Genomic DNA, 18253 nt, shown 5'->3' with positions numbered 1-18253 from the left:
AACGGTGCTGCCGGGAAAAATGGAGCGGTTGATGGGCGCGACCAGCGCCACCTCGTCGCCGACCTTGAACACCTGCTCGACATCCAGCGCCGAAAAGCTCCAGAAGCTCGAAGCCCAGTCGTCAAAGGTGTTCAGGCACTCTCTAAAGTCGCGCAAGACGGTTTCAACATCGACCGTCTTTGCATCCATTGGGGCCAGGGCCAGCCTGCCAATGGCCGTGTTCAAGCGACAGCCACAAAAACCTGGGCTTTAACGAAAAAAACCATCTGCAATCCCTCGCACTGTTGAGTCAGGCGAAGGACTTTGCAGAGGTTTTAAGGAGAGATCTGTAGAGCTTGTCCGGCTGTTACGTGGGAAGTTTCAGTAGTCCTTGTCAGTGATCCATTAACACGATTCGACACGTTTTCAGCGCTGCGCAAACGCCAGGTTTAACCCGAGCCCTGCAAAGGCCGTGGCAAAACTGCGACGCAGCCAGTTCTGCACACGTGGCGATTCGACCACCGCACGACGAAACACATTGGCCAACAGGCCATACAGCACAAACACTGCAAGCGTCATCGCCATGAACACGCCGCTCAGTACCAGCATCTGCACGGCTGGCGCCGTGCCGCCTGGCGTTACGAATTGAGGCAGGAAGGCCAGGAAGAAAATCGTCAGCTTGGGGTTGAGGATGTTCAGCAAAAAGCCACGCAGCATCAGGCTGCGCGCGGTCGCAACCGTCGGCGTGTCGCTCATTGCAAAGGCCGAGCGGTCACGCCAGGTGGCATAGGCCAAGTACAGCAGGTAGGCCGCGCCGGCGAATTTCAATGCTTCGAAGGCCAAGGCGCTGGTGTGGAGCAGGGCGGACAGGCCCAGTATCGACGCCAGCAAGTGAGGAATGATCCCGGCGGTGCAGCCCAGCGCGGCAAACAAGCTGGCGCGTTTGCCGGAGGTCAGGCCGGTAGAGACGGTAAAAATCACGCCAGTGCCGGGGATCAGTACGACGATCAGGCAGGTGACGAAGAAATTCAGACTGAGCATGGCATCCAACTCCGTGTACGAATGGCTGATGACGGATCCTGTCATGTTCGGTGATAACTGGCGAGTGCAGCAGGTCGGCGAACCCCGGTTAGACTTACCTGTCGATATCCGCATTGCCCGGCCCGTCGTTACTCAAGGAAGCCCCATGTATTCAAGCCGTCTGATCCTGTGCCTCACTACATTGCTGGTGCTGGCCGGCTGCTCCACCCCACGTGGCCCGCAGCAGCCTGTACGCAGCGAGGCCGAGGTAAAGGCGCAGATCGTGCGCCTGTTGCCGACCTCGGTTCCCGACCGCAGTGGCTGGGCCCAGGACATTTACACCGCCTTCGACACCCAGAAAATCTACCCCAGCACCGAGAATATCTGCGCTGTGCTGGCGGTGACCGAGCAAGAGTCCACCTACCAGGTCGACCCACCCGTGCCAAACATGGGCAAGATCGCCCAGGATGAAATTCTGCGGCGTGCCGGCAAGGTCCATGTCCCGGCCTTCGTGGTGCGGACCACGCTGCAATTGCGCTCGCCCAGCGGTAAGACTTACGCCGATCGCCTCAACGCCGCACGCACAGAGAAGGACCTGAGCGGCATCTTTGATGATTTCATCAGCATGGTGCCCTTGGGCAATTCATTGTTTGGCGGTTTCAACCCGGTGCATACCGCCGGCCCCATGCAGGTCAGCATCGACTTTGCGCAACAGCACGCCCGTGATTATCCCTACACCGTGGATGGCACGATTCGGCGCGAAGTCTTCACTCGTCGTGGCGGGATGTATTTTGGTATCACCCATCTGCTCGGTTACCCGGTGAACTACGACCAGCCGTTGTACCGCTTTGCCGATTTCAACGCGGGCTGGTACGCCAGCCGTAACGCTGCGTTCCAGGCTGCTGTCAGTCGTGCCAGTGGCACCGAGCTGGCGTTGGACGGGGATTTGATTCGCTACGGGTCGCTGCTGCCGGGCACCACTGAGCTGGCGGTGCGCTCACTGGGTTCGAAGTTGGACATGCGCAACCCCAGCATCCGCAGCCAGCTGGAGCAGGGCGAGCAATTGGACTTTGAGCAGACCACCCTCTACCAGCGTGTGTTTGCTCTAGCTGATAAGGCTGCAGGCAAGCCGATGCCACGGGCGATCCTGCCGGGCATCGTGCTCAAGAGCCCGAAGATCACCCGCAACCTGACCACGGCGTGGTTTGCCAAGCGGGTGGATGAGCGCTATCAGCGCTGTATGAAGCGCTGATCATGGGCGGCGTTTAACGAACCGGCGCCACAGCCAGACCCACAACCACACCACCGGGAACGCCAGGATCACAAACGGCAGCACATAACTGGCGCGCTCCAGGGCGTCTGCCGTGCCGTTCACCAGGTTGTCACCCAGGTTGCTGAACATCCGGCTGAAGCGTGACGGTTGATTCGCGCCGTCGGAAGAACGGAAATTCAGGGTCACACGGTTGGTATCAAGGCGACGTTGCTGGCCCGCGGCGACCTGTGCCAGTTCCTGCAATTCGTTTTCGATAGCGGCCTGTTCCTTGCTCAGGGCGATCAGGTCGCTGACGGTGATGTCCTTGCGCTTGGCCAGTTCGTCGAGGCGTTGCTGTTGGGCTTGCAGGCGATCCTGGCGACGGCGCACATCGGCCACCGCGTCGGCCAGGTCTTCGGCGCTAGTGATGCGCTGGCCGAGTTTTCCGCCTTCAGCGGCCAGTGCGACCATCGGCTCCACGCCGGTAGGTGCGATGCGCAGGATGATCGTGCCGCCATTGTCATCTTCGGTGATACCCAGAATATTGCAGGCGCCGAAACGTGCCGATTCACACGCCTCACGGGTAGCGTGCATGCGGGGTGCAAGCAGGGCGCCGGGCAGCGCCAGCATCAGCTCATGTTCATAGGCCAACTGCGCCCCGGCCCGGCCCTGTTCGCCATTGATCACCGTGGCACGGGAGTGGTCCTTGGGCGAGCAACCGGCCAGGGCCAGGCCGGCCAGCACGATCAAAAGCAGCGGTTTTGTTGTGCCGTCCAGATGGCGCATTGCAGTTCCTTGGGGTGTGCAGGGGAAATGATCGCGATTAAAGCGGGTCTGGCGTATTTACGCAAAGCATCGCACAGGATTTGCGTGGCTGATGGTGATGGCAGCCTCGCAGAGCCAGGCGTACACCTCAAACCTTATGCCAAGGAAGAGCTCGCCATGATCGCTCACGCCGTGCCCCAAGGGTTCGTCTCGCTACCGCGCAGCAGCCCGTTGCTCGACTTGTTAGGCCCGGCCTATTGCCGGGGTGAAGGTTTGCAACTGGAAATCGGCCTGCGCGCCGACAACCGCCACGCCAATGGGCGCGGCACGGTGCACGGTGGGGTGTTGGCGACTCTGGCGGATATCGGCATGGGGTATGCGATGGCGTTTTCCAGTGAGCCACCGTTGCCGTTAATTACCGCGAGCATGACCCTGGACTACCTGGGCGCGGTGCAGGTGGGTGAGTGGATGGTGGTGCGGTTGGAACATCATAAACGTGGTCGGCAGATGGCGTTTGCCACGGCGAGCTTGCAGGTGGGGGAGAAGGTCGTGGCGCGGGCGAGTGCGGTGTTTGCGGTGCCTCGTACCGACTGACACTGAAATCATTACCGTGTTTTTTCAGGAATGCTGCCCAAAGAAAAGGCCCGGTTTTCGTGGAACCGGGCCTTTTCCATGTTGCTCTTGAATCAGCTGCGTTCGAGGGCGAGGGCTACGCCTTGACCGCCACCGATGCACAGCGTCGCGAGGCCTTTCTTGGCATCGCGCTTGATCATTTCATGCAGCAGGGTCACCAGCACACGGCAGCCTGAGGCGCCGATCGGGTGGCCGATGGCAATAGCGCCACCGTTGACGTTGACCTTGTCCGCATCCCACTCCAGCTCTTTGCCCACCGCCAGGGATTGCGCGGCGAAGGCTTCGTTAGCTTCGATCAGGTCCAGGTCGCCCAGGCTCCAGCCAGCTTTGTCCAGGCAGCGGCGCGTGGCCGAGACCGGGCCGATGCCCATGATGGCGGGGTCAACACCGGCGTTGGCGTAGCTGGCAATACGCGCCAGAACGGGCAGGCCGAGCGCCTTGGCTTTATCAGCGCTCATCAGCAGTACCGCCGCCGCGCCGTCATTGAGGCTGGAGGCGTTGCCGGCGGTGACGCTGCCGTCCTTTTTGAACGCGGGCTTGAGCTTGGCCAGGGATTCGGCGGTGGTGCCGGCGCGCGGCTGTTCATCGACCGCGAAGGCCACCGGGTCGCCTTTGCGCTGGGGGATCAGGATGGGCGTGATCTCATCGACAAACCGGCCAGCTTCGATCGCCGCAGTGGCTTTCTGCTGGGAGGCAGCGGCGAAGGCGTCCTGGGCTTCACGGCTGATGCCGTATTTGTCCACCAGGTTCTCGGCGGTGATGCCCATGTGGTAGTCGTTGAACGCATCCCACAAGCCGTCGGTGATCATACTGTCGATCATCTTGGCGTGGCCCATGCGCAAGCCGGTGCGCGCAGCGGGCAACACGTACGGCGCCAGGCTCATGTTTTCCATACCGCCGGCGATGATCACGTCAGCGTCGCCGCAACGAATCGCCTGGGCGCCCAAGTGCAGCGCCTTGAGGCCAGAACCGCACACCTTGTTCAGGGTCAAGGCCGGCACGGCATGGGGCAGGCCGGCAAGGATCGACGCCTGGCGCGCAGGGTTCTGGCCACTGCCGGCCGTGAGCACCTGGCCGAGGATGACTTCATCTACCTGAGCGGGGTCCAGGCCGGTCTGCTCCAGCAGGCGACGGATCACGGCCGCGCCCAGTTCCGGCGCCGGGATACTGGCCAGCGAACCTTGAAAGCTGCCCACGGCGGTGCGGGTGGCAGCAACAATCACGACGTCTTGCATGGAATCTGTCCTCACTGGAAGTGCATTTCTGGAACGTGGTCCGGGACGATCAGTTTACCGGCGGTCTTGCTCACAATCTCTTCAACGCTGACGCCAGGTGCGCGTTCCTTGAGGACAAAAGCGCCATTTTCGATTTCCAGGTAGGCAAGATCGGTCAGCACACGCTTGATGCAATTGGCGCCCGTGAGCGGCAGGCTGCATTGGCTGAGCAACTTGGATTCACCGTCTTTGGAGGCGTGGGTCATGATGACGATGATGTTTTCCGCGCCGGCCACCAGGTCCATGGCGCCGCCCATGCCTTTGACCAGTTTGCCGGGGATCATCCATGAGGCGATGTTGCCGTGTACGTCGACTTCAAACGCGCCGAGCACGGTGAGGTCGACGTGGCCGCCGCGAATCATCGCGAAGGACTCGGCGGAGGAGAAAATAGACGCGCCAATGCGCGCAGTCACCGTCTGTTTGCCGGCGTTGATCATGTCGGCATCGATGGTTTCTTCAGTCGGAAACGGACCCATGCCCAGCAGGCCGTTTTCTGATTGCAGCATGACTTCCATGCCTTCGGGGATGTAGTTGGCCACGAGGGTCGGAATGCCGATGCCGAGGTTGACGTAGAAACCATCCTGCATTTCGCGGGCGACGCGTTGAGCCATTTGTTCGCGGGTAAGAGCCATTTTTTGTCTCCTTATTATTTGGGCTGGAGGATTATTTGCGGACAGTGCGCTGTTCGATGCGCTTCTCGAAGGTGCCGCAGATGATCCGGTCGACGTAGATGCCAGGGGTGTGGATCTGCGCCGGGTCCAGCTCGCCCGGTTCGACGATTTCTTCAACTTCGACCACGGTGATCTTGCCGGCGGTGGCGGCCAGCGGGTTGAAGTTCTGGGCGGTATGACGATAGATGACGTTGCCGAAGTGGTCGGCTTTCCAGCCTTTGACAATCGCGAAGTCGCCGGTGATGGACTCTTCCATCAGGTACGGGCGACCGTTGAATTCACGGGTTTCCTTGCCTTCGGCAACCGGGGTGCCGACGCCGGTGGCGGTGAAGAAAGCCGGGATGCCGGCACCGCCTGCGCGCATTTTTTCCGCGAGGGTGCCTTGTGGGGTGAGCACTACTTCGATTTCGCCGCTGAGCAGTTGCTTCTCGAACAGGGCGTTTTCACCGACGTAGGAGGCGATCACTTTGCGGATCTGCTTTTCTTCCAGCAGCACGCCCAGGCCGAAACCGTCGACGCCACAATTATTGGAAACCACGGTCAGGTCGCGGGTGCCTTTGCGTTTGATCTCGGCGATGAGGTTTTCCGGAATGCCGCACAGGCCAAAACCACCGGAAAGCACCGTCATGCCGTCTTCCAGGCCTGCCAGTGCTTCTTCATAGGACGCCACGCGTTTATCGAAACCTGCCATATGCACCTCTTTTATTGTTTGTGGGCCAGCCAATGAGCCGAGTGTTGCGCTGACGGATTGATTTGTTAAGTTGTTTTTTAAGGTTGATTGATTTAGAAAACAGCATAGTCCACCCGTCGTTCGGAGCAACCTCATGACCGTTAAACAGATGCGTGCCTTTCTCGCCGTGGCCCAGAGCCTGAGTTTCGCCGCTGCCTGCGAGCGCCTGCACCTTTCCCAATCGGCGCTGAGCCTGACGATCAAAGGGCTGGAGGAGGGCTTGGGTGGCCGCCTGTTCAGCCGTAATACCCGCAACGTCGCGCTCACGCCTGAAGGTGAATCGTTGTTACCCCTGGCGCGGCGCTTGATTGCGGATTGGGACAACGCCGAGGATGAGCTGCGCCAGCGCTTCACCCTGCAGCGTGGCCGGGTCACAGTGGCTGCCATGCCATCGTTTGCGGGCAACCTGCTGCCGCCGATTCTGAAGGTATTCCGCGCACGTTACCCTCAGGTGAACGTGACGGTGCATGACCTGATCAACGAGCAGGTACTGGAGATGGTCCGCGACCGTCAGGTGGAATTGGGCGTGGCGTTCGAACCGTCGGAAGGTTCGTCATTGGCGTTCACACCGTTGTACCTGGACCGGTTCATAGCCGTGGTGCCGGGTGACTCGCCCTTGGCACAGTGTGCCGAAATCGACTGGAAAACCTTATTGGAGCAACCGTTCATTACCTTGCAACGGCCTTCCACGGTGCGGGTGATGCTGGAGGAACACTTGGGCGCCTTGCAGATGAAATTGCCGGTAGCGCTGGAGAGCCATCAACTGGCAACGGTGGGCAAGATGGTTGCTAGCGGCCTGGGCGTCAGCGCCGTACCGGCATTGTGCGCACGACAGATGGAGGAGGCGGGTGCCCATTGCATTACGTTGAGTGATCCGGTGATCGAGCGGCCCATTGGTGTTCTGACCAAACCCGGGCATGAATTGTCGGCGGCGGCGCAGGTGTTGTTTGATATTTTTCGCGATGAAGCGGCGAAGGGCAGGTTTCCCGCACGGGCATAAGGTTTTTGAAAATCAGGTATTAAAAAGCCCGCTCGAATAAACGAGCGGGCTCAAAATTAAGTGACTCTGTTATCAGCAGTATCTATCAATCACTTTAACCTGCGACTGGCCTTTGAGGTGCTGCCATTCGGTATTAAGTGTATGGAAAACTTGCTCGATAAAGTTGCGATCGGCAGCCGCTTTCTTGCCAACATAACCCTGGCCGCGGCGGTACATCTTCAGGCGTGCCGCCAGTTCATGGTGATTGCGGTCGAACTCGGCTTCTTCGGTATGGGGCGCCAGGCAGTCAATATTGACTTCGCCCGATTTACCAATCCACAGGATATGGTCGTCGAGTTTGTCTTTCTGCGCTGCGAACATCTCAGCCAATTCATCAATAGTAGGTTGGTTGTTCAGATTCATGTGTAAGCCCCTTGACCAGTTGGCGATCTATCAGTTGATTCGTTAATACTGCTTAGTTGTCTCCGGTTCCGAAAACCGGGCGTCAGTGACGGTCTGCCGAATACGGGCAGGGTCTTGAACCTGATGCATGTAGTCTTGCTGATGAACTGCTACGCAATGGTTTCATAACGAAGACAAGCAGCGTTTGAGCCCCTTGTACCGATTCTTTCGAGCCGGTCAGCTTCATCAATCTGCCTTGTGGGCAGTGCACATCCGGAAAAAACAGCTCGGCGGTCAGACGAGCTTGTTCAAAACGCTTGTTACCAACGCTCCCGATCCGGGAGACGTCTCGATAATGCAAGGACAAAAAGGTTACGTCAACGATTATGTAGTGATTTTTTTGGAGCACTACATAAATCGCAGCAGGGACGGGAGAATGCGGGAAAACGTGACTCGGGCGTCATTTTTTGTGCGGTTGGTCGAAGGGCACGATAGTCGAACCAACACACGAACCCTGTGGGAGCGGGCTTGCTCGCGAATGCGGTGGGTCAGCTAAACATTTGTTAACTGACAATCCGCTTTCGCGAGCAAGCCCGCTCCCACATTTTTTGATCTGCAGTGTTCCTACTGTCCCAATCGCTCGACCAGCAAGGGCAACAACCGCTCGCATGAGGCCTCGATCTTTACCTGCAACAGCTCATCCCCACGGGTCTTGCCCAGGTTGATGGCAATCACTGGCTTGCCTTGTTCCACCATTGCTTTGCACAGGCGGAACGCCGAGTAGGCCATCAGCGATGAGCCCACTACCAGCAAGCCCTCGGCGTGTGCCACAGCGGCCATTGCCTTGGCCGCCGTTGCCTGGGCGACGTTCTCGCCAAAAAATACCACATCCGGTTTCAGCCGTTGGCCGTTGCAGTAAGGGCAGTGGGGGACCTGGAAGCGTTCTTCAAAGGCAGGATCGAGCAGCGTATCGCCATCGGGCGCCTGCACGGCATCAACGCCGGCCAGATAAGGGTTCTGATCTTCCATCACCCGCTGGACTCCATCGCGCTCGCTGCGCTGTTGGCAATCCAGGCACAGCACCCAATGCAGGCTGCCATGCAGTTCGATCACCTCATGGCTGCCCGCCTGGTCATGCAAGGCATCGACGTTTTGCGTGATCAACCCGCCGATGCGCTCACGTTGCTGCAATGTCGCCAGCGCCCAATGAGCCTTGTTCGGCTGTGCGATGCGTACCCGTGGCCAACCCAGCATCGCTCGCGCCCAGTAGCGGCGCCGCGCTTGAGGCGTGGCCAGGAACTCCTGGTACATCATTGGTGCCTTGCCTCGGCGCACGCCTTCGCTGTCGCGATAGTCGGGGATACCCGACGACGTACTGATCCCCGCGCCGGTCAACACCAAAAAGCGCCGTTCAGCCATGGCCCGGTGCAGGGTATCGAGGTGGTCCTGTTGATATTCCAGCGTGTCGAGCATGGGGTCTCCTATTCGCCGCGGATGTACTGCTCCAGTTGCTTGATCAGGTCAGCCTGTTCGGCAATGGCTTCCTTGACCAGGTCACCGATGGAGAGCAGGCCCAGCAGTTTGCCGTCTTCGACCACCGGCAAATGGCGCAGGTGACTGTCGGTCATGATGTTCATGCACTCCTCGACACTTTTATGGGTATCGACGGTTATCACCGGTGAACTCATCACCTCATCGACCCTTGTGGTGACCGACGATAAGCCTTTGAGGATGAGTTTACGTGCGTAATCACGTTCGCTGATGATCCCTACAACCGTGCCTTCTTTGACGACCGGCAAGGCCCCGACGTTCTTCTCGGACATCCGCACCAGTGCCTCAAACACGGTGTGGTCCCATTGGATTGTGTGGACGTCGTGATTCTTCTGGTCCTTGGCTTTGAGCACTTGTGCAACGGTTTTCATGGCGGCCACTCCGGTGTTGTTGTTAGGAAGTCAGCGGGTCACCTACAGAGTCCTAGACGGCCCACGGCGGAGCAAGGTCCAAAGCGGCGTTAAACTCGTCGAAAAACGTCATTCGCCGGATTTTTTCGACGTTATCCAGCATTTGTCGGTTTTTTCGCGCGCTTGGTGGGGGGGGCTGTCGTTTTGCGCGGTGTGCTCTTGCGTTTCTTTTTCCACGGCGTAGCGCCTCGGCCCGCAGGGCTGGCCGGGCCGCTGATGGTCATGCGCATGCCATTGCAGCGCGCCACTTGTTTACTCATCCAGGCGGCCTGCTTGGCGACGAACTCTTCCAGGCTCATTTCACCGCTTTGCACCATGTCCAGTGCCTGCTCCCAGATCGCGGTGGTGCCGGGGTCGGCGATCGCCCGTGGCACCGCGTCGATCAGGCTGAACGCCGCCGCAGTGGCTGAAAGCGCCTTGCCGTTTTTGACCAGGTAACCACGGTCCAGCAGGCCCTGGATGATCCCGGCGCGCGTGGCTTCGGTGCCAATGCCGGTGGTGTCCTTGAGTTTTTGCTTGAGCAGCGGATCTTCCACCAGTTTGGCGACGTTTTTCATCGCCTTGATCAGGTCGCCTTCGGTAAACGGCTTGGGCGGTTGGGTCCACAGGTCCTTGAGGTTGACCTTGGCCACCGCATAATCCTTGCCCTGCACCAGCGTCGGCAACGCTTGTGGCGCGGCGGCCTCTCGGCCTTTGGCGGGCGCCAGCGCTTCGGGCAGCGCGCGTTTCCAGCCCGGCTCGATGATGACCTTGCCGACTGCACGCAACGCCTGGCTGGCGCAGTCGAAATCCGCCTGGGTACGATCGTATTCATGGTTGGGCAGGAACTGCGCCAGATAACGCGCACGAATGAGGGTATAGACCGCACGATGTTTGCCGGTGAGCTGCCCGACATCCTTGCCTGCGCCGGTAGGAATGATGCCGTGGTGCGCGCTGACCTTGGCGTCGTTCCAGGCCCGCGAACGGCGTTGCGGGTCGATATGCGGCATCAGCTCGTTCACCGCCGCATCCGCACGGCCCAACGCTGCGAGGATCTTAGGCGCGTCGCCGTGCTGGCTTAACGGCAAGTAGCCGCAGTCACTGCGCGGGTAGGTGATGACCTTGTGGGTTTCGTAAAGGGATTGCGCGACATCCAGGGTTTCCTGGGCGCCGAGGCCGAGCTTCTTGGAGCAGATTTCCTGCAATGTGCCGAGGTCGAAGGGCAGGGGGGCTACCTCGCGCATGCGTTCGGTGCGCAGTTTCATCAGGCGCGCAGCCCCGGCATTGGTCATCGCATCGGCCGCTTCCCGAGCCAGCTGGGGGTTCAGGCAGCGGCCCTGATCATCACAGGCGTCCTCGCTGGCGCGCCATTGCGCGGTGAAGGTCATGCGTTCATGGCGCAAGTCGACATCGATGGCCCAGTAAGCCACCGGCACAAAGTCTGCGATGCTGCGGTCGCGGTCCACCACCAGGCGCAACGTCGGGGTTTGCACCCGGCCCACCGGCAACACGCCTTGATAACCGGATTGGCGCCCGAGCAAGGTAAACAAACGGCTCATGTTCATGCCGATCAGCCAGTCGGCGCGCGAGCGGCCGAGGGCCGAGTGATACAGGCTGAAGGTCTCGGCGCCTGGCTTGAGCGCAGCCAGGGCCTTGCGAATGGAGGCGTCATCCAGCGCCGACAGCCACAACCGCTGGATGGGCCCGCGGTAACGGCAATGCTCCACCAGTTCACGGGCGATCATCTCGCCCTCACGGTCGGCGTCGGTGGCGATCACCAGCTCCTGCGCTTCCCCCAACAAACGCTTGACCGCCTTGAACTGGCTGGCGGTCTTGGGCTTGACCAGCATCTTCCATTTTTCCGGGACGATCGGCAGGTCGGCCAGCACCCAGCGCTTGTATTTGGCGTCGTAGGCATCGGGCGGGGCGGTTTCCAGCAGGTGGCCGATGCACCAGGTCACTGTGACGCCATTGCCCAGCCAGCAGCCATCGCCACGGCGACTGGCGCCCAGTACGGCCGCGATATCCTTGGCCTGGGAGGGTTTTTCACAGAGGTACAGCCGCATGGTCATCACATCACATCGGGTTGATGCCTTGCAGGATGCTTAGTCAGAAGGATTTGAGCAACCATTATCTGTATGGATGTACAGCTTTAAGTTTCAAGCTACAAGCTGCAAGTAGAGGCCGATCAGCTCCTACTTGCCGCTTGCAGCTTGCCCCTTGAAGCTGACTCAGTTGTTATCGATGTCCACATTCCGCGTTTCTTTGAGGCAGAACAACCCCACGATCAAGCTCACCCCGGTCACGACCACCGGGTACCACAAGCCATAGAAAATATCGCCGGTGTACACCACCAAGGCAAACGATACGGTCGGCAGGAACCCGCCAAACCAGCCGTTACCGATGTGGTAGGGCAGCGACATCGACGTGTAGCGGATACGCGTCGGGAACAGCTCTACCATCAACGCCGCCAGCGGGCCGTAGCACATGGCGGCGATCAGGATCAGCGCCACGATCAGCACCACCACCATCACCTTGTTGACCTGGGCCATGTCCGCCGAAGTCGGGTAACCGGCCAGGGTCACCGCGCCGCGCAGGGCGGCTTCGTCGAAGCCATCGATGCGCACGTCACCGACGCTCACCTGTACCGGGCTGCCCGCCGGGGCTACCGCGCTGCTATACGGCAGGCCCTGCTTGACCAGGAAGGTCTTGACCTTGTCGCACGGGCTGTCAAAACGCGCCTTGCCCACCGGGTCGAACTGGAAGGTGCACGTGGCCGGGTCGGCCAGCACGGTAATCGGGGCCTGGTGGCTGGCCTGGTCCATCGCCGGGTTGGTGTAGTGCGCCAACCCCTTGAAGATCGGGAAATACAGCACGGTGGCCAGCAGCAAGCCGAGCATCAGCACCGGCTTACGGCCGACCTTGTCCGACAGCCAGCCAAACAGGATAAAGAACGGCGCGCCGATCACCACACTGATGATCAACAGCATGTTGGCCAGCGCCGGGTCCATCTTCAAAAATTGCGTGAGGAAGAACAGCACGTAGAACTGCGCCGCGTAGAAGGTCACCGCTTGCCCGCCGTTGATGCTGAACAGCGCGATCAGCACCACCTTGAGGTTTTCCCACTTGCCGAAGGACTCGCGGATCGGCGACTTGCTGGCCTTGCCTTCCTCCTTCATTTTCAGGAACGCGGGTGACTCATGCAGGCTCATGCGAATCCAGGTGGAAATGCCCAGCAGCACGATGGAAAACAGGAACGGAATACGCCAGCCCCACACTTCGAACTGGTCGCCGGTGAAGTAACGGCAGGCCAGCACCACCAGCAGCGACAGCAGCAGGCCGAGGGTGGCGGTGGATTGAATCCAGCTGGTGTGCAAGCCGCGTTTACCGGCGGGCGCATGTTCGGCCACATAGGTGGCTGCGCCGCCGTACTCACCGCCTAACGCCAGGCCTTGCAACATGCGCAGCGCGATCAGGATGACCGGCGCCGCAATACCGATGCTGGCGTAGGTGGGCAACAGCCCGACACAGAATGTCGCCACGCCCATCAAAATAATGGTGACGAGGAAGGTGTACTTGCGCCCGATCATGTCGCCCAGGCGGCCGAACACCAGCGCGCCGAACGGCCGCACGACAAAACCGGCGGCAAAGGCCATCAGGGCAAAGATAAACGCCGTGGTGTCGTTGACCCCGGCAAAGAACTGCTTGCTGATCACCGCCGCCAGGGCGCCGTACAGGAAAAAGTCATACCACTCGAACACCGTCCCCAGGGACGAGGCGAAAATGACTTTCCTTGATTCGCTGCCGGTGCTCGCGCGGACCGCGGAGCCCAGGGGTTGAGCGTGTTCTGACATCGGGTATCCCTCACAGTGATTATTTATTGTTGTTCCACTGTCGGCGCCGGGTGTGGCGCCGCTATTCAGATTGCATGAACCGTTTCTTTCTGCGGGGCGAGGCTCCTTGTGTTCGGCGAAAGGATCAACTGCGCGGCTTTCTCCGCAATCATCAGTGTAGGTGAGCAGGTGTTGCCGGATGTGATGCGGGGCATGACCGAGGCATCGGCAATGCGCAGGCCGGGCACCCCATGCACGCGCAGTTGGGCGTCGACCACGGCGTCGGTGTCGCTGCCCATGCGGCAGGTGCCCACCGGGTGGAAAATAGTCGTGCCGATACGCGCGGCGGCTTCGTGCAGTTGTTCTTCGGTTTGCAACGACTCGCCAGGCAGGTATTCCACCGGTTTGAACGCGCTCAAAGCCGGTGCGGCGACAATGCGGCGCGTCAGGCGGATCGCGTCGGCGGCTACCCGCAGGTCTTGCGGATGGCTGAGGTAGTTGGGCCGGATCAATGGCGCATCCGCCGGGTTTGCCGAGCGGATATCGATACGGCCACGGCTCTGCGGGCGCAGGTCGCAGACCGATGCGGTGAATGCCGGGAATGCATGCAACGGCTCGCCAAAGCGCTCCAGGGACAGCGGTTGTACATGGTATTGAAGGTTGGCCGAGGTCTGTTCCGGGCCAGAGCGAGCAAAGGCGCCGAGCTGGCTGGGCGCCATCGACAGTGGACCGCTGCGGTCATACAGATAGCGCAGGCCCATGCCCATTTTGCCCCACACGGTGCCTGCGATCTGGTTCAAGGTTCGCGCGTTTTCCAGCTTATAGATCAGCCGCAATTGCAGGTGGTCCTGCAGGTTGCCGCCGACGCCGGGCAGTTCATGCAGCACGTCGATGCCCAGCGGCTTGAGCACATTCGACGGGCCGATCCCCGAGCGCTGCAGGATGCCCGGTGAACCGACGGAGCCGGCGCACAGCACGATTTCCTTGCGCGCCTTCCAACTCACCGGCTGGCCGTGCTGACGCCCGACTACTGCCGATGCGCGGCCGTTTTCCAGCGCCACACGGTCCACTTCCACTTCGGTCAGCACCGTCAGGTTAGGCCGCTGGCGGATCGGCTTGAGAAACGCCTTGGCCGCGTTCCAGCGCACCCCGGCCTTCTGGTTGACCTGGAAGTACCCGCAGCCTTCGTTATCGCCCTGGTTGAAGTCGCTGATCGGCGCAATTCCACTTTGCGCCGCCGCATCGCGAAAGGCATCCAGGATCGGCCAGTGCAAGCGCTGTTGCTCAACGCGCCACTCCCCGCCGTCGCTGTGAAACTCCGAGCCACCGGCAAAATGGTTTTCGCTCTGCTTGAACAGCGGCAGTACATCTTTCCAGGCCCAGCCGGCGTTGCCTTGCGCTGCCCAACCGTCGTAATCCCGGGCCTGGCCGCGCATATAAATCATACCGTTGATGGACGAGCAGCCACCCAGCACCTTGCCTCGTGGGTAACTCAGTGCACGGCCTTGCAGGCCTTCCTGGGCTTCGGTCTTGAAGCACCAGTCGGTGCGAGGGTTACCGATACAAAACAGGTAGCCGACGGGGATATGGATCCAGGGGTAATTGTCGCGGCCACCGGCTTCAAGCAGCAGCACGCGGTGGGCGGGGTTGGCGGACAGTCGATTGGCCAGCAGGCAACCTGCGGGGCCGGCGCCTACTACCACGTAATCGTATTCAGCAGCTGCAATGGGCATCTGAGGTCTCGCTTGTTTTTCTTATTGGCTCCATCCTAGTTGTTAGTTTTCGTCTTAAAAATGTTAGTTTTTACCCAGCTGCTGTGCGTTTTTAAACAGCGCGGCTCAGGCTCTCGCAACGGAGACGACATGTTCGACTGGAATGACTTGCGGTTTTTTCTTGAGTTGCAACGCAGTGGCCGCTTGCTCACCGCCGCGCAGCGCCTGAAAACCACCCACGCCACTGTGGCCCGTCACATCGAGGCGATCGAGAAAAGCCTCGGCACCGCGCTGTTTGTCCAGCACGCGCAGGGCTACGAGCTGACGCCCTCCGGCGAAGCCCTGCTCAAACACGCCGAAGCCATGGAAAACGTTGCGCTGCTGGCCGAAGACGAACTCACCCATCGTGCTGCGCCCTTGGGCAAGATTCGTCTGGGTGTGGCCGAAGGGTTAGGCGTGATGTTCCTCGCCAGTCGCATGGGCGGGCTGTTTGAGCGTTATCCGGGGCTGGAAGTGGAACTGGTGGCCGTGCCGCGCTTCGTCAGCATCCTCAACCGCGAAGCGGAAATCAGCATCCACCTCGAACGGCCCAGCGTCGATCAACTGGTCACGCGCAAACTCACCGACTACCGCCTCGCGCTTTACGCCAGCCGTGCCTACCTGGACCGTAACCCGCCGATCGAGAAACGCGAAGACCTCGCCGCCCACGCCTGGATCGATTACGTGGACGACCTGCTGTTCAGCCAGGAACTTAAACTCCTCAGCAGCTTTTGCCGAAACCCCAAGGTGGTGTTCCACAGCACCAGCGTGATCGCCCAGCATCAGGCTGCGCGTTCGGGATTGGGGATTGCCGTGTTGCCATGCTTCATGGCTGCCGGCGATCCGGACCTGGTGCCGTTGCTGCCGGGGGAGGGCATTCAGCGAAGCTACTGGATCAGCTCGCGCCGTGAGCTGCACAAGTCAGTGCGGCTGCGCGTGTTGTGGGATTACGTGGTGGAATTGTGCGCGCGTGAGCAAGGTTTGCTGCTCGGCGAATCCAGTTGAAGAAACCGGATGAACCTGTGGGCGGAGCTTGCTCGCGAAAGCGGCGTGTCAGTCAGTAAATGTATTAACTGAGCCACCGCGTTCGCGAGCAAGCCCGCTCCCACAGGTTGATTGTGTGGTGTCAGGCAGGGGTTAGAGCTTTACCACCTGATGCACCTGTTCGGCACAGGCCCGCGCATCTTCAATCATCTTGCCAAACGCATCACTGGTGATTTGAGCGTGGGTCAACCAACGCGTCTTCTGGCTCAGGCGATAGTGGTAACGCAACCCGTCATCCGTGCGTTGCCCTTCCAGATCCAGGTCATACCACGGCGAGCGTACCTGGCAGCCGGGGATCGCTTTTTCCATCTTCCCGCCCATCAGCACGAAGCTGTAGTCGTGGGTCTCCGGGTTGCCCATGTAGAGATCTGCCTGTTGGCCGTGGCGGCGATAGTTGATAAAGCCGTCCCAGAGACCTTTGAGTGACTCATCGGTATAGACATAGTCATTCGCCAGTTTTTCCAGGGCGCGATGGTCGTTCAAGGTTGCGCTGAAGGTGTAGCCGTCGTGCACCACAAACGCGGTGGGTGGGCGGCTGATGTGGCAGTCGCTGATCTCGTTGCCGAAGCGCGCGCAGAACTCTTGGTCGGTGGCGGTGGTGCCTTGTTGGCGGTCGGACACGCTCATTTGCATCAGCGGCAGGCGGCTGAAGACGATGGTGGCTTGAGTCGCGCCGTTGCCTTGCTTGTCGTAGTGCACCTGCTTGTTCAGACGCATGCTCGTTTCGGGACGCTCCAGCGGGATATGTTCTTCGCGCACCTGGCTTTGGGCGTCGTTGACCAACACCCAGCGGTCCTGGATGTCGGGCAGCGTCTGGCCTGGGGCGAACACCGGGTTGGTCGGGTCGAGCCACCAGACCTGGCCATCCACTTCGGCGCGAACGATGGCGTGGTTCGGCGCGTTGGTGCCGGGAATCAGCAAGGAATCCACCACTTCGCCACGGCTGACCCACGCCGTCTCGGCCTTGATGCCGCTGGCCTTGAGCATGGCGGTCAGCAGGATCGCCAGGTCTTTGCAATCGCCATAACCATGCTGCTCGATTTCAGCCAGATTGAACGGCACATAGCCGCGCTCTGTAGCGCGCCAGTCGCCCAGGTAGCGGTAGTGATCATTGATGTGCTGCATCAGGGCGGCGACTTGTTCAGCCGGCGGTAAACCGCGCGCGGCGGCCACGGCCGCGGCACTTTGCGCTGGCAGGGTGGCCCCGAGGATCTGGTTGTAGCGTTGGGCGAAATCACCGAAATACGCTTGGCGATCCAGGGCGCTGCCCACTTCCAGGCGCGGTATGCGCAACAGTGCGGCGCCAGGGGATTCATTGATGTAGTTGAGGTAAATCGGGGCTTTTTGTACCACGTCCAGGGTCTTGCCGTCGGCCGACGCGGTCACGGTGAAATCGTCGAACAGTTCGCTGCGCCACTGGATCGGTCGCTCAGCGGTAAAGCGTGCCTTGACGTGGTCGCGACGGACCGCGCTCGGGCCGAACTTGAGGGCGTAGTGAAACTGGGTCATCAGCGGCTTGGCCGCGCGATGTTCGCGCACGGTGTAACGAATCTGTGTGCCGACGCGCAGGTTCGGAAAGGCCAGGGAGGTCTGTTTGTCGCGGCGAAAGCCCTGGTCCGGGTTGGGCGCGGTGCGGGTGTCGATTTGCGCGGCATCCAGCGCGATCGGCCTGGCGCCAGGCTGGGTGGATTGGGCGCTGATCACTTCAAAGGTGTCGCCTTCGGAGTAATCGAAGTCGATGCGCGAGAGTATTTCGCGGCCGTTGGGCGCAAGGATTGTGTAGTGATAGGTGGTGGTGCAGTCGGTACTGGCATCGCGGTTGAAGTGGCAATGCAACTCGGTGTCGCCGGCCAGCGGGGCTTCGGCCATGGGTTGCAGTGCGGCGTTAACGGAGTGGGTAACCAGCCCCAGACTGAGGGCAATCAAAGGGCGGTGAAACGAAAAACGGTACATGGGCGCCTCGGGTGACACATTGAAACA

Annotated in this window: 17 protein-coding genes; 4 read left to right on the top strand and 13 right to left on the bottom strand. The window is 60.4% G+C overall.

Features of this window, described 5'->3' with window-relative positions; all coding sequences use genetic code 11:
* Positions 1 to 189: hypothetical protein (locus tag ACI77D_RS18845; RefSeq protein WP_407017243.1), on the bottom strand; the 189-nt coding region annotated here is incomplete at its 3' end.
* A 216-nt stretch (positions 190 to 405) separates the two neighbouring features.
* Positions 406 to 1020 (bottom strand): LysE family translocator, encoded by a 615-nt coding sequence (locus tag ACI77D_RS18840; RefSeq protein WP_064451770.1) that lies wholly within the window; start codon positions 1018 to 1020, stop codon positions 406 to 408.
* A 145-nt stretch (positions 1021 to 1165) separates the two neighbouring features.
* Here ACI77D_RS18840 and ACI77D_RS18835 point away from each other — a divergent pair, with 145 nt between their 5' ends.
* Positions 1166 to 2251, top strand: a complete 1086-nt coding sequence (locus tag ACI77D_RS18835; RefSeq protein ID WP_407017238.1) for a DUF1615 domain-containing protein — start codon at positions 1166 to 1168, stop codon at positions 2249 to 2251.
* Here ACI77D_RS18835 and ACI77D_RS18830 read toward each other — a convergent pair whose 3' ends face one another.
* Entirely contained in the window at positions 2252 to 3037 is a 786-nt protein-coding gene (locus ACI77D_RS18830) for a DUF4349 domain-containing protein (RefSeq protein ID WP_407017237.1), read from the bottom strand.
* Between the two features lie 156 nt (positions 3038 to 3193).
* Between ACI77D_RS18830 and ACI77D_RS18825 the strand changes: the two genes are divergently transcribed.
* Complete coding sequence (locus ACI77D_RS18825) at positions 3194 to 3610, top strand: PaaI family thioesterase (RefSeq protein WP_064454901.1); 417 nt, start codon at positions 3194 to 3196, stop codon at positions 3608 to 3610.
* A gap of 92 nt (positions 3611 to 3702) precedes the next feature.
* Here ACI77D_RS18825 and ACI77D_RS18820 read toward each other — a convergent pair whose 3' ends face one another.
* The 3 genes from ACI77D_RS18820 to ACI77D_RS18810 are packed head-to-tail and all read right to left on the bottom strand — an operon-like array spanning position 3703 to position 6285.
* Positions 3703 to 4884 (bottom strand): acetyl-CoA C-acetyltransferase, encoded by a 1182-nt coding sequence (locus ACI77D_RS18820; protein ID WP_407017236.1) that lies wholly within the window; start codon positions 4882 to 4884, stop codon positions 3703 to 3705.
* A gap of 11 nt (positions 4885 to 4895) precedes the next feature.
* Positions 4896 to 5555 carry a CoA transferase subunit B gene (locus ACI77D_RS18815; protein ID WP_032886654.1) on the bottom strand — a complete coding sequence of 220 codons (660 nt, stop codon included), beginning with the start codon at positions 5553 to 5555 and terminating at the stop codon, positions 4896 to 4898.
* 31 nt (positions 5556 to 5586) lie between these two features.
* On the bottom strand, positions 5587 to 6285 hold the full coding sequence (locus ACI77D_RS18810; protein ID WP_048729618.1) for a CoA transferase subunit A: 699 nt from the start codon (positions 6283 to 6285) through the stop codon (positions 5587 to 5589).
* Positions 6286 to 6418: 133 nt separating this feature from the next.
* Between ACI77D_RS18810 and ACI77D_RS18805 the strand changes: the two genes are divergently transcribed.
* Entirely contained in the window at positions 6419 to 7324 is a 906-nt protein-coding gene (locus ACI77D_RS18805) for a LysR substrate-binding domain-containing protein (RefSeq protein WP_407017235.1), read from the top strand.
* A 72-nt stretch (positions 7325 to 7396) separates the two neighbouring features.
* On the opposite strand, the gene ACI77D_RS18800 is transcribed toward ACI77D_RS18805, so the two are convergent.
* The 6 genes from ACI77D_RS18800 to ACI77D_RS18775 form a co-directional block, all read right to left on the bottom strand.
* On the bottom strand, positions 7397 to 7726 hold the full coding sequence (locus tag ACI77D_RS18800; RefSeq protein ID WP_053255450.1) for a hypothetical protein: 330 nt from the start codon (positions 7724 to 7726) through the stop codon (positions 7397 to 7399).
* Between the two features lie 603 nt (positions 7727 to 8329).
* On the bottom strand, positions 8330 to 9178 hold the full coding sequence (locus ACI77D_RS18795) for an NAD-dependent protein deacetylase (RefSeq protein ID WP_262667511.1): 849 nt from the start codon (positions 9176 to 9178) through the stop codon (positions 8330 to 8332).
* 8 nt (positions 9179 to 9186) lie between these two features.
* Positions 9187 to 9627 (bottom strand): CBS domain-containing protein, encoded by a 441-nt coding sequence (locus ACI77D_RS18790; protein ID WP_064451776.1) that lies wholly within the window; start codon positions 9625 to 9627, stop codon positions 9187 to 9189.
* Positions 9628 to 9758: 131 nt separating this feature from the next.
* Entirely contained in the window at positions 9759 to 11711 is a 1953-nt protein-coding gene (locus ACI77D_RS18785) for a DNA topoisomerase III (protein WP_407017242.1), read from the bottom strand.
* 165 nt (positions 11712 to 11876) lie between these two features.
* Positions 11877 to 13499 carry an MFS transporter gene (locus ACI77D_RS18780; RefSeq protein WP_064451777.1) on the bottom strand — a complete coding sequence of 541 codons (1623 nt, stop codon included), beginning with the start codon at positions 13497 to 13499 and terminating at the stop codon, positions 11877 to 11879.
* Between the two features lie 65 nt (positions 13500 to 13564).
* On the bottom strand, positions 13565 to 15211 hold the full coding sequence (locus ACI77D_RS18775; protein ID WP_407017234.1) for a GMC family oxidoreductase: 1647 nt from the start codon (positions 15209 to 15211) through the stop codon (positions 13565 to 13567).
* A 129-nt stretch (positions 15212 to 15340) separates the two neighbouring features.
* Between ACI77D_RS18775 and ACI77D_RS18770 the strand changes: the two genes are divergently transcribed.
* A complete protein-coding gene (locus ACI77D_RS18770) occupies positions 15341 to 16234 on the top strand; it encodes a LysR family transcriptional regulator (RefSeq protein WP_221294395.1) in 894 nt (297 codons plus the stop codon).
* A gap of 132 nt (positions 16235 to 16366) precedes the next feature.
* Here ACI77D_RS18770 and ACI77D_RS18765 read toward each other — a convergent pair whose 3' ends face one another.
* Positions 16367 to 18226, bottom strand: coding sequence for a DUF3857 domain-containing transglutaminase family protein (locus ACI77D_RS18765; RefSeq protein ID WP_407017233.1), 1860 nt, complete (start codon positions 18224 to 18226; stop codon positions 16367 to 16369).
* Positions 18227 to 18253 lie beyond the last annotated feature (27 nt).

Source organism: Pseudomonas sp. O39 (assembly GCF_045447295.1).
GTDB classification, from domain to species: domain Bacteria; phylum Pseudomonadota; class Gammaproteobacteria; order Pseudomonadales; family Pseudomonadaceae; genus Aquipseudomonas; species Aquipseudomonas antarctica_A.
Note: the sequence above shows the minus strand (reverse complement) of the source record. Positions and strands in the feature narration are given on the sequence as shown.

Bases quoted from the DNA above. Each gene is read 5' to 3' on its own strand.
- ACI77D_RS18840 (WP_064451770.1), bottom strand. From the start codon at position 1,020: ATGCTCAGTCTGAATTTCTTCGTCACCTGCCTGATCGTCGTACTGATC.
- ACI77D_RS18835 (WP_407017238.1), top strand. From the start codon at position 1,166: ATGTATTCAAGCCGTCTGATCCTGTGCCTCACTACATTGCTGGTGCTG.
- ACI77D_RS18830 (WP_407017237.1), bottom strand. From the start codon at position 3,037: ATGCGCCATCTGGACGGCACAACAAAACCGCTGCTTTTGATCGTGCTG.
- ACI77D_RS18825 (WP_064454901.1), top strand. From the start codon at position 3,194: ATGATCGCTCACGCCGTGCCCCAAGGGTTCGTCTCGCTACCGCGCAGC.
- ACI77D_RS18820 (WP_407017236.1), bottom strand. From the start codon at position 4,884: ATGCAAGACGTCGTGATTGTTGCTGCCACCCGCACCGCCGTGGGCAGC.
- ACI77D_RS18815 (WP_032886654.1), bottom strand. From the start codon at position 5,555: ATGGCTCTTACCCGCGAACAAATGGCTCAACGCGTCGCCCGCGAAATG.
- ACI77D_RS18810 (WP_048729618.1), bottom strand. From the start codon at position 6,285: ATGGCAGGTTTCGATAAACGCGTGGCGTCCTATGAAGAAGCACTGGCA.
- ACI77D_RS18805 (WP_407017235.1), top strand. From the start codon at position 6,419: ATGACCGTTAAACAGATGCGTGCCTTTCTCGCCGTGGCCCAGAGCCTG.
- ACI77D_RS18800 (WP_053255450.1), bottom strand. From the start codon at position 7,726: ATGAATCTGAACAACCAACCTACTATTGATGAATTGGCTGAGATGTTC.
- ACI77D_RS18795 (WP_262667511.1), bottom strand. From the start codon at position 9,178: ATGCTCGACACGCTGGAATATCAACAGGACCACCTCGATACCCTGCAC.
- ACI77D_RS18790 (WP_064451776.1), bottom strand. From the start codon at position 9,627: ATGAAAACCGTTGCACAAGTGCTCAAAGCCAAGGACCAGAAGAATCAC.
- ACI77D_RS18785 (WP_407017242.1), bottom strand. From the start codon at position 11,711: ATGCGGCTGTACCTCTGTGAAAAACCCTCCCAGGCCAAGGATATCGCG.
- ACI77D_RS18780 (WP_064451777.1), bottom strand. From the start codon at position 13,499: ATGTCAGAACACGCTCAACCCCTGGGCTCCGCGGTCCGCGCGAGCACC.
- ACI77D_RS18775 (WP_407017234.1), bottom strand. From the start codon at position 15,211: ATGCCCATTGCAGCTGCTGAATACGATTACGTGGTAGTAGGCGCCGGC.
- ACI77D_RS18770 (WP_221294395.1), top strand. From the start codon at position 15,341: ATGTTCGACTGGAATGACTTGCGGTTTTTTCTTGAGTTGCAACGCAGT.
- ACI77D_RS18765 (WP_407017233.1), bottom strand. From the start codon at position 18,226: ATGTACCGTTTTTCGTTTCACCGCCCTTTGATTGCCCTCAGTCTGGGG.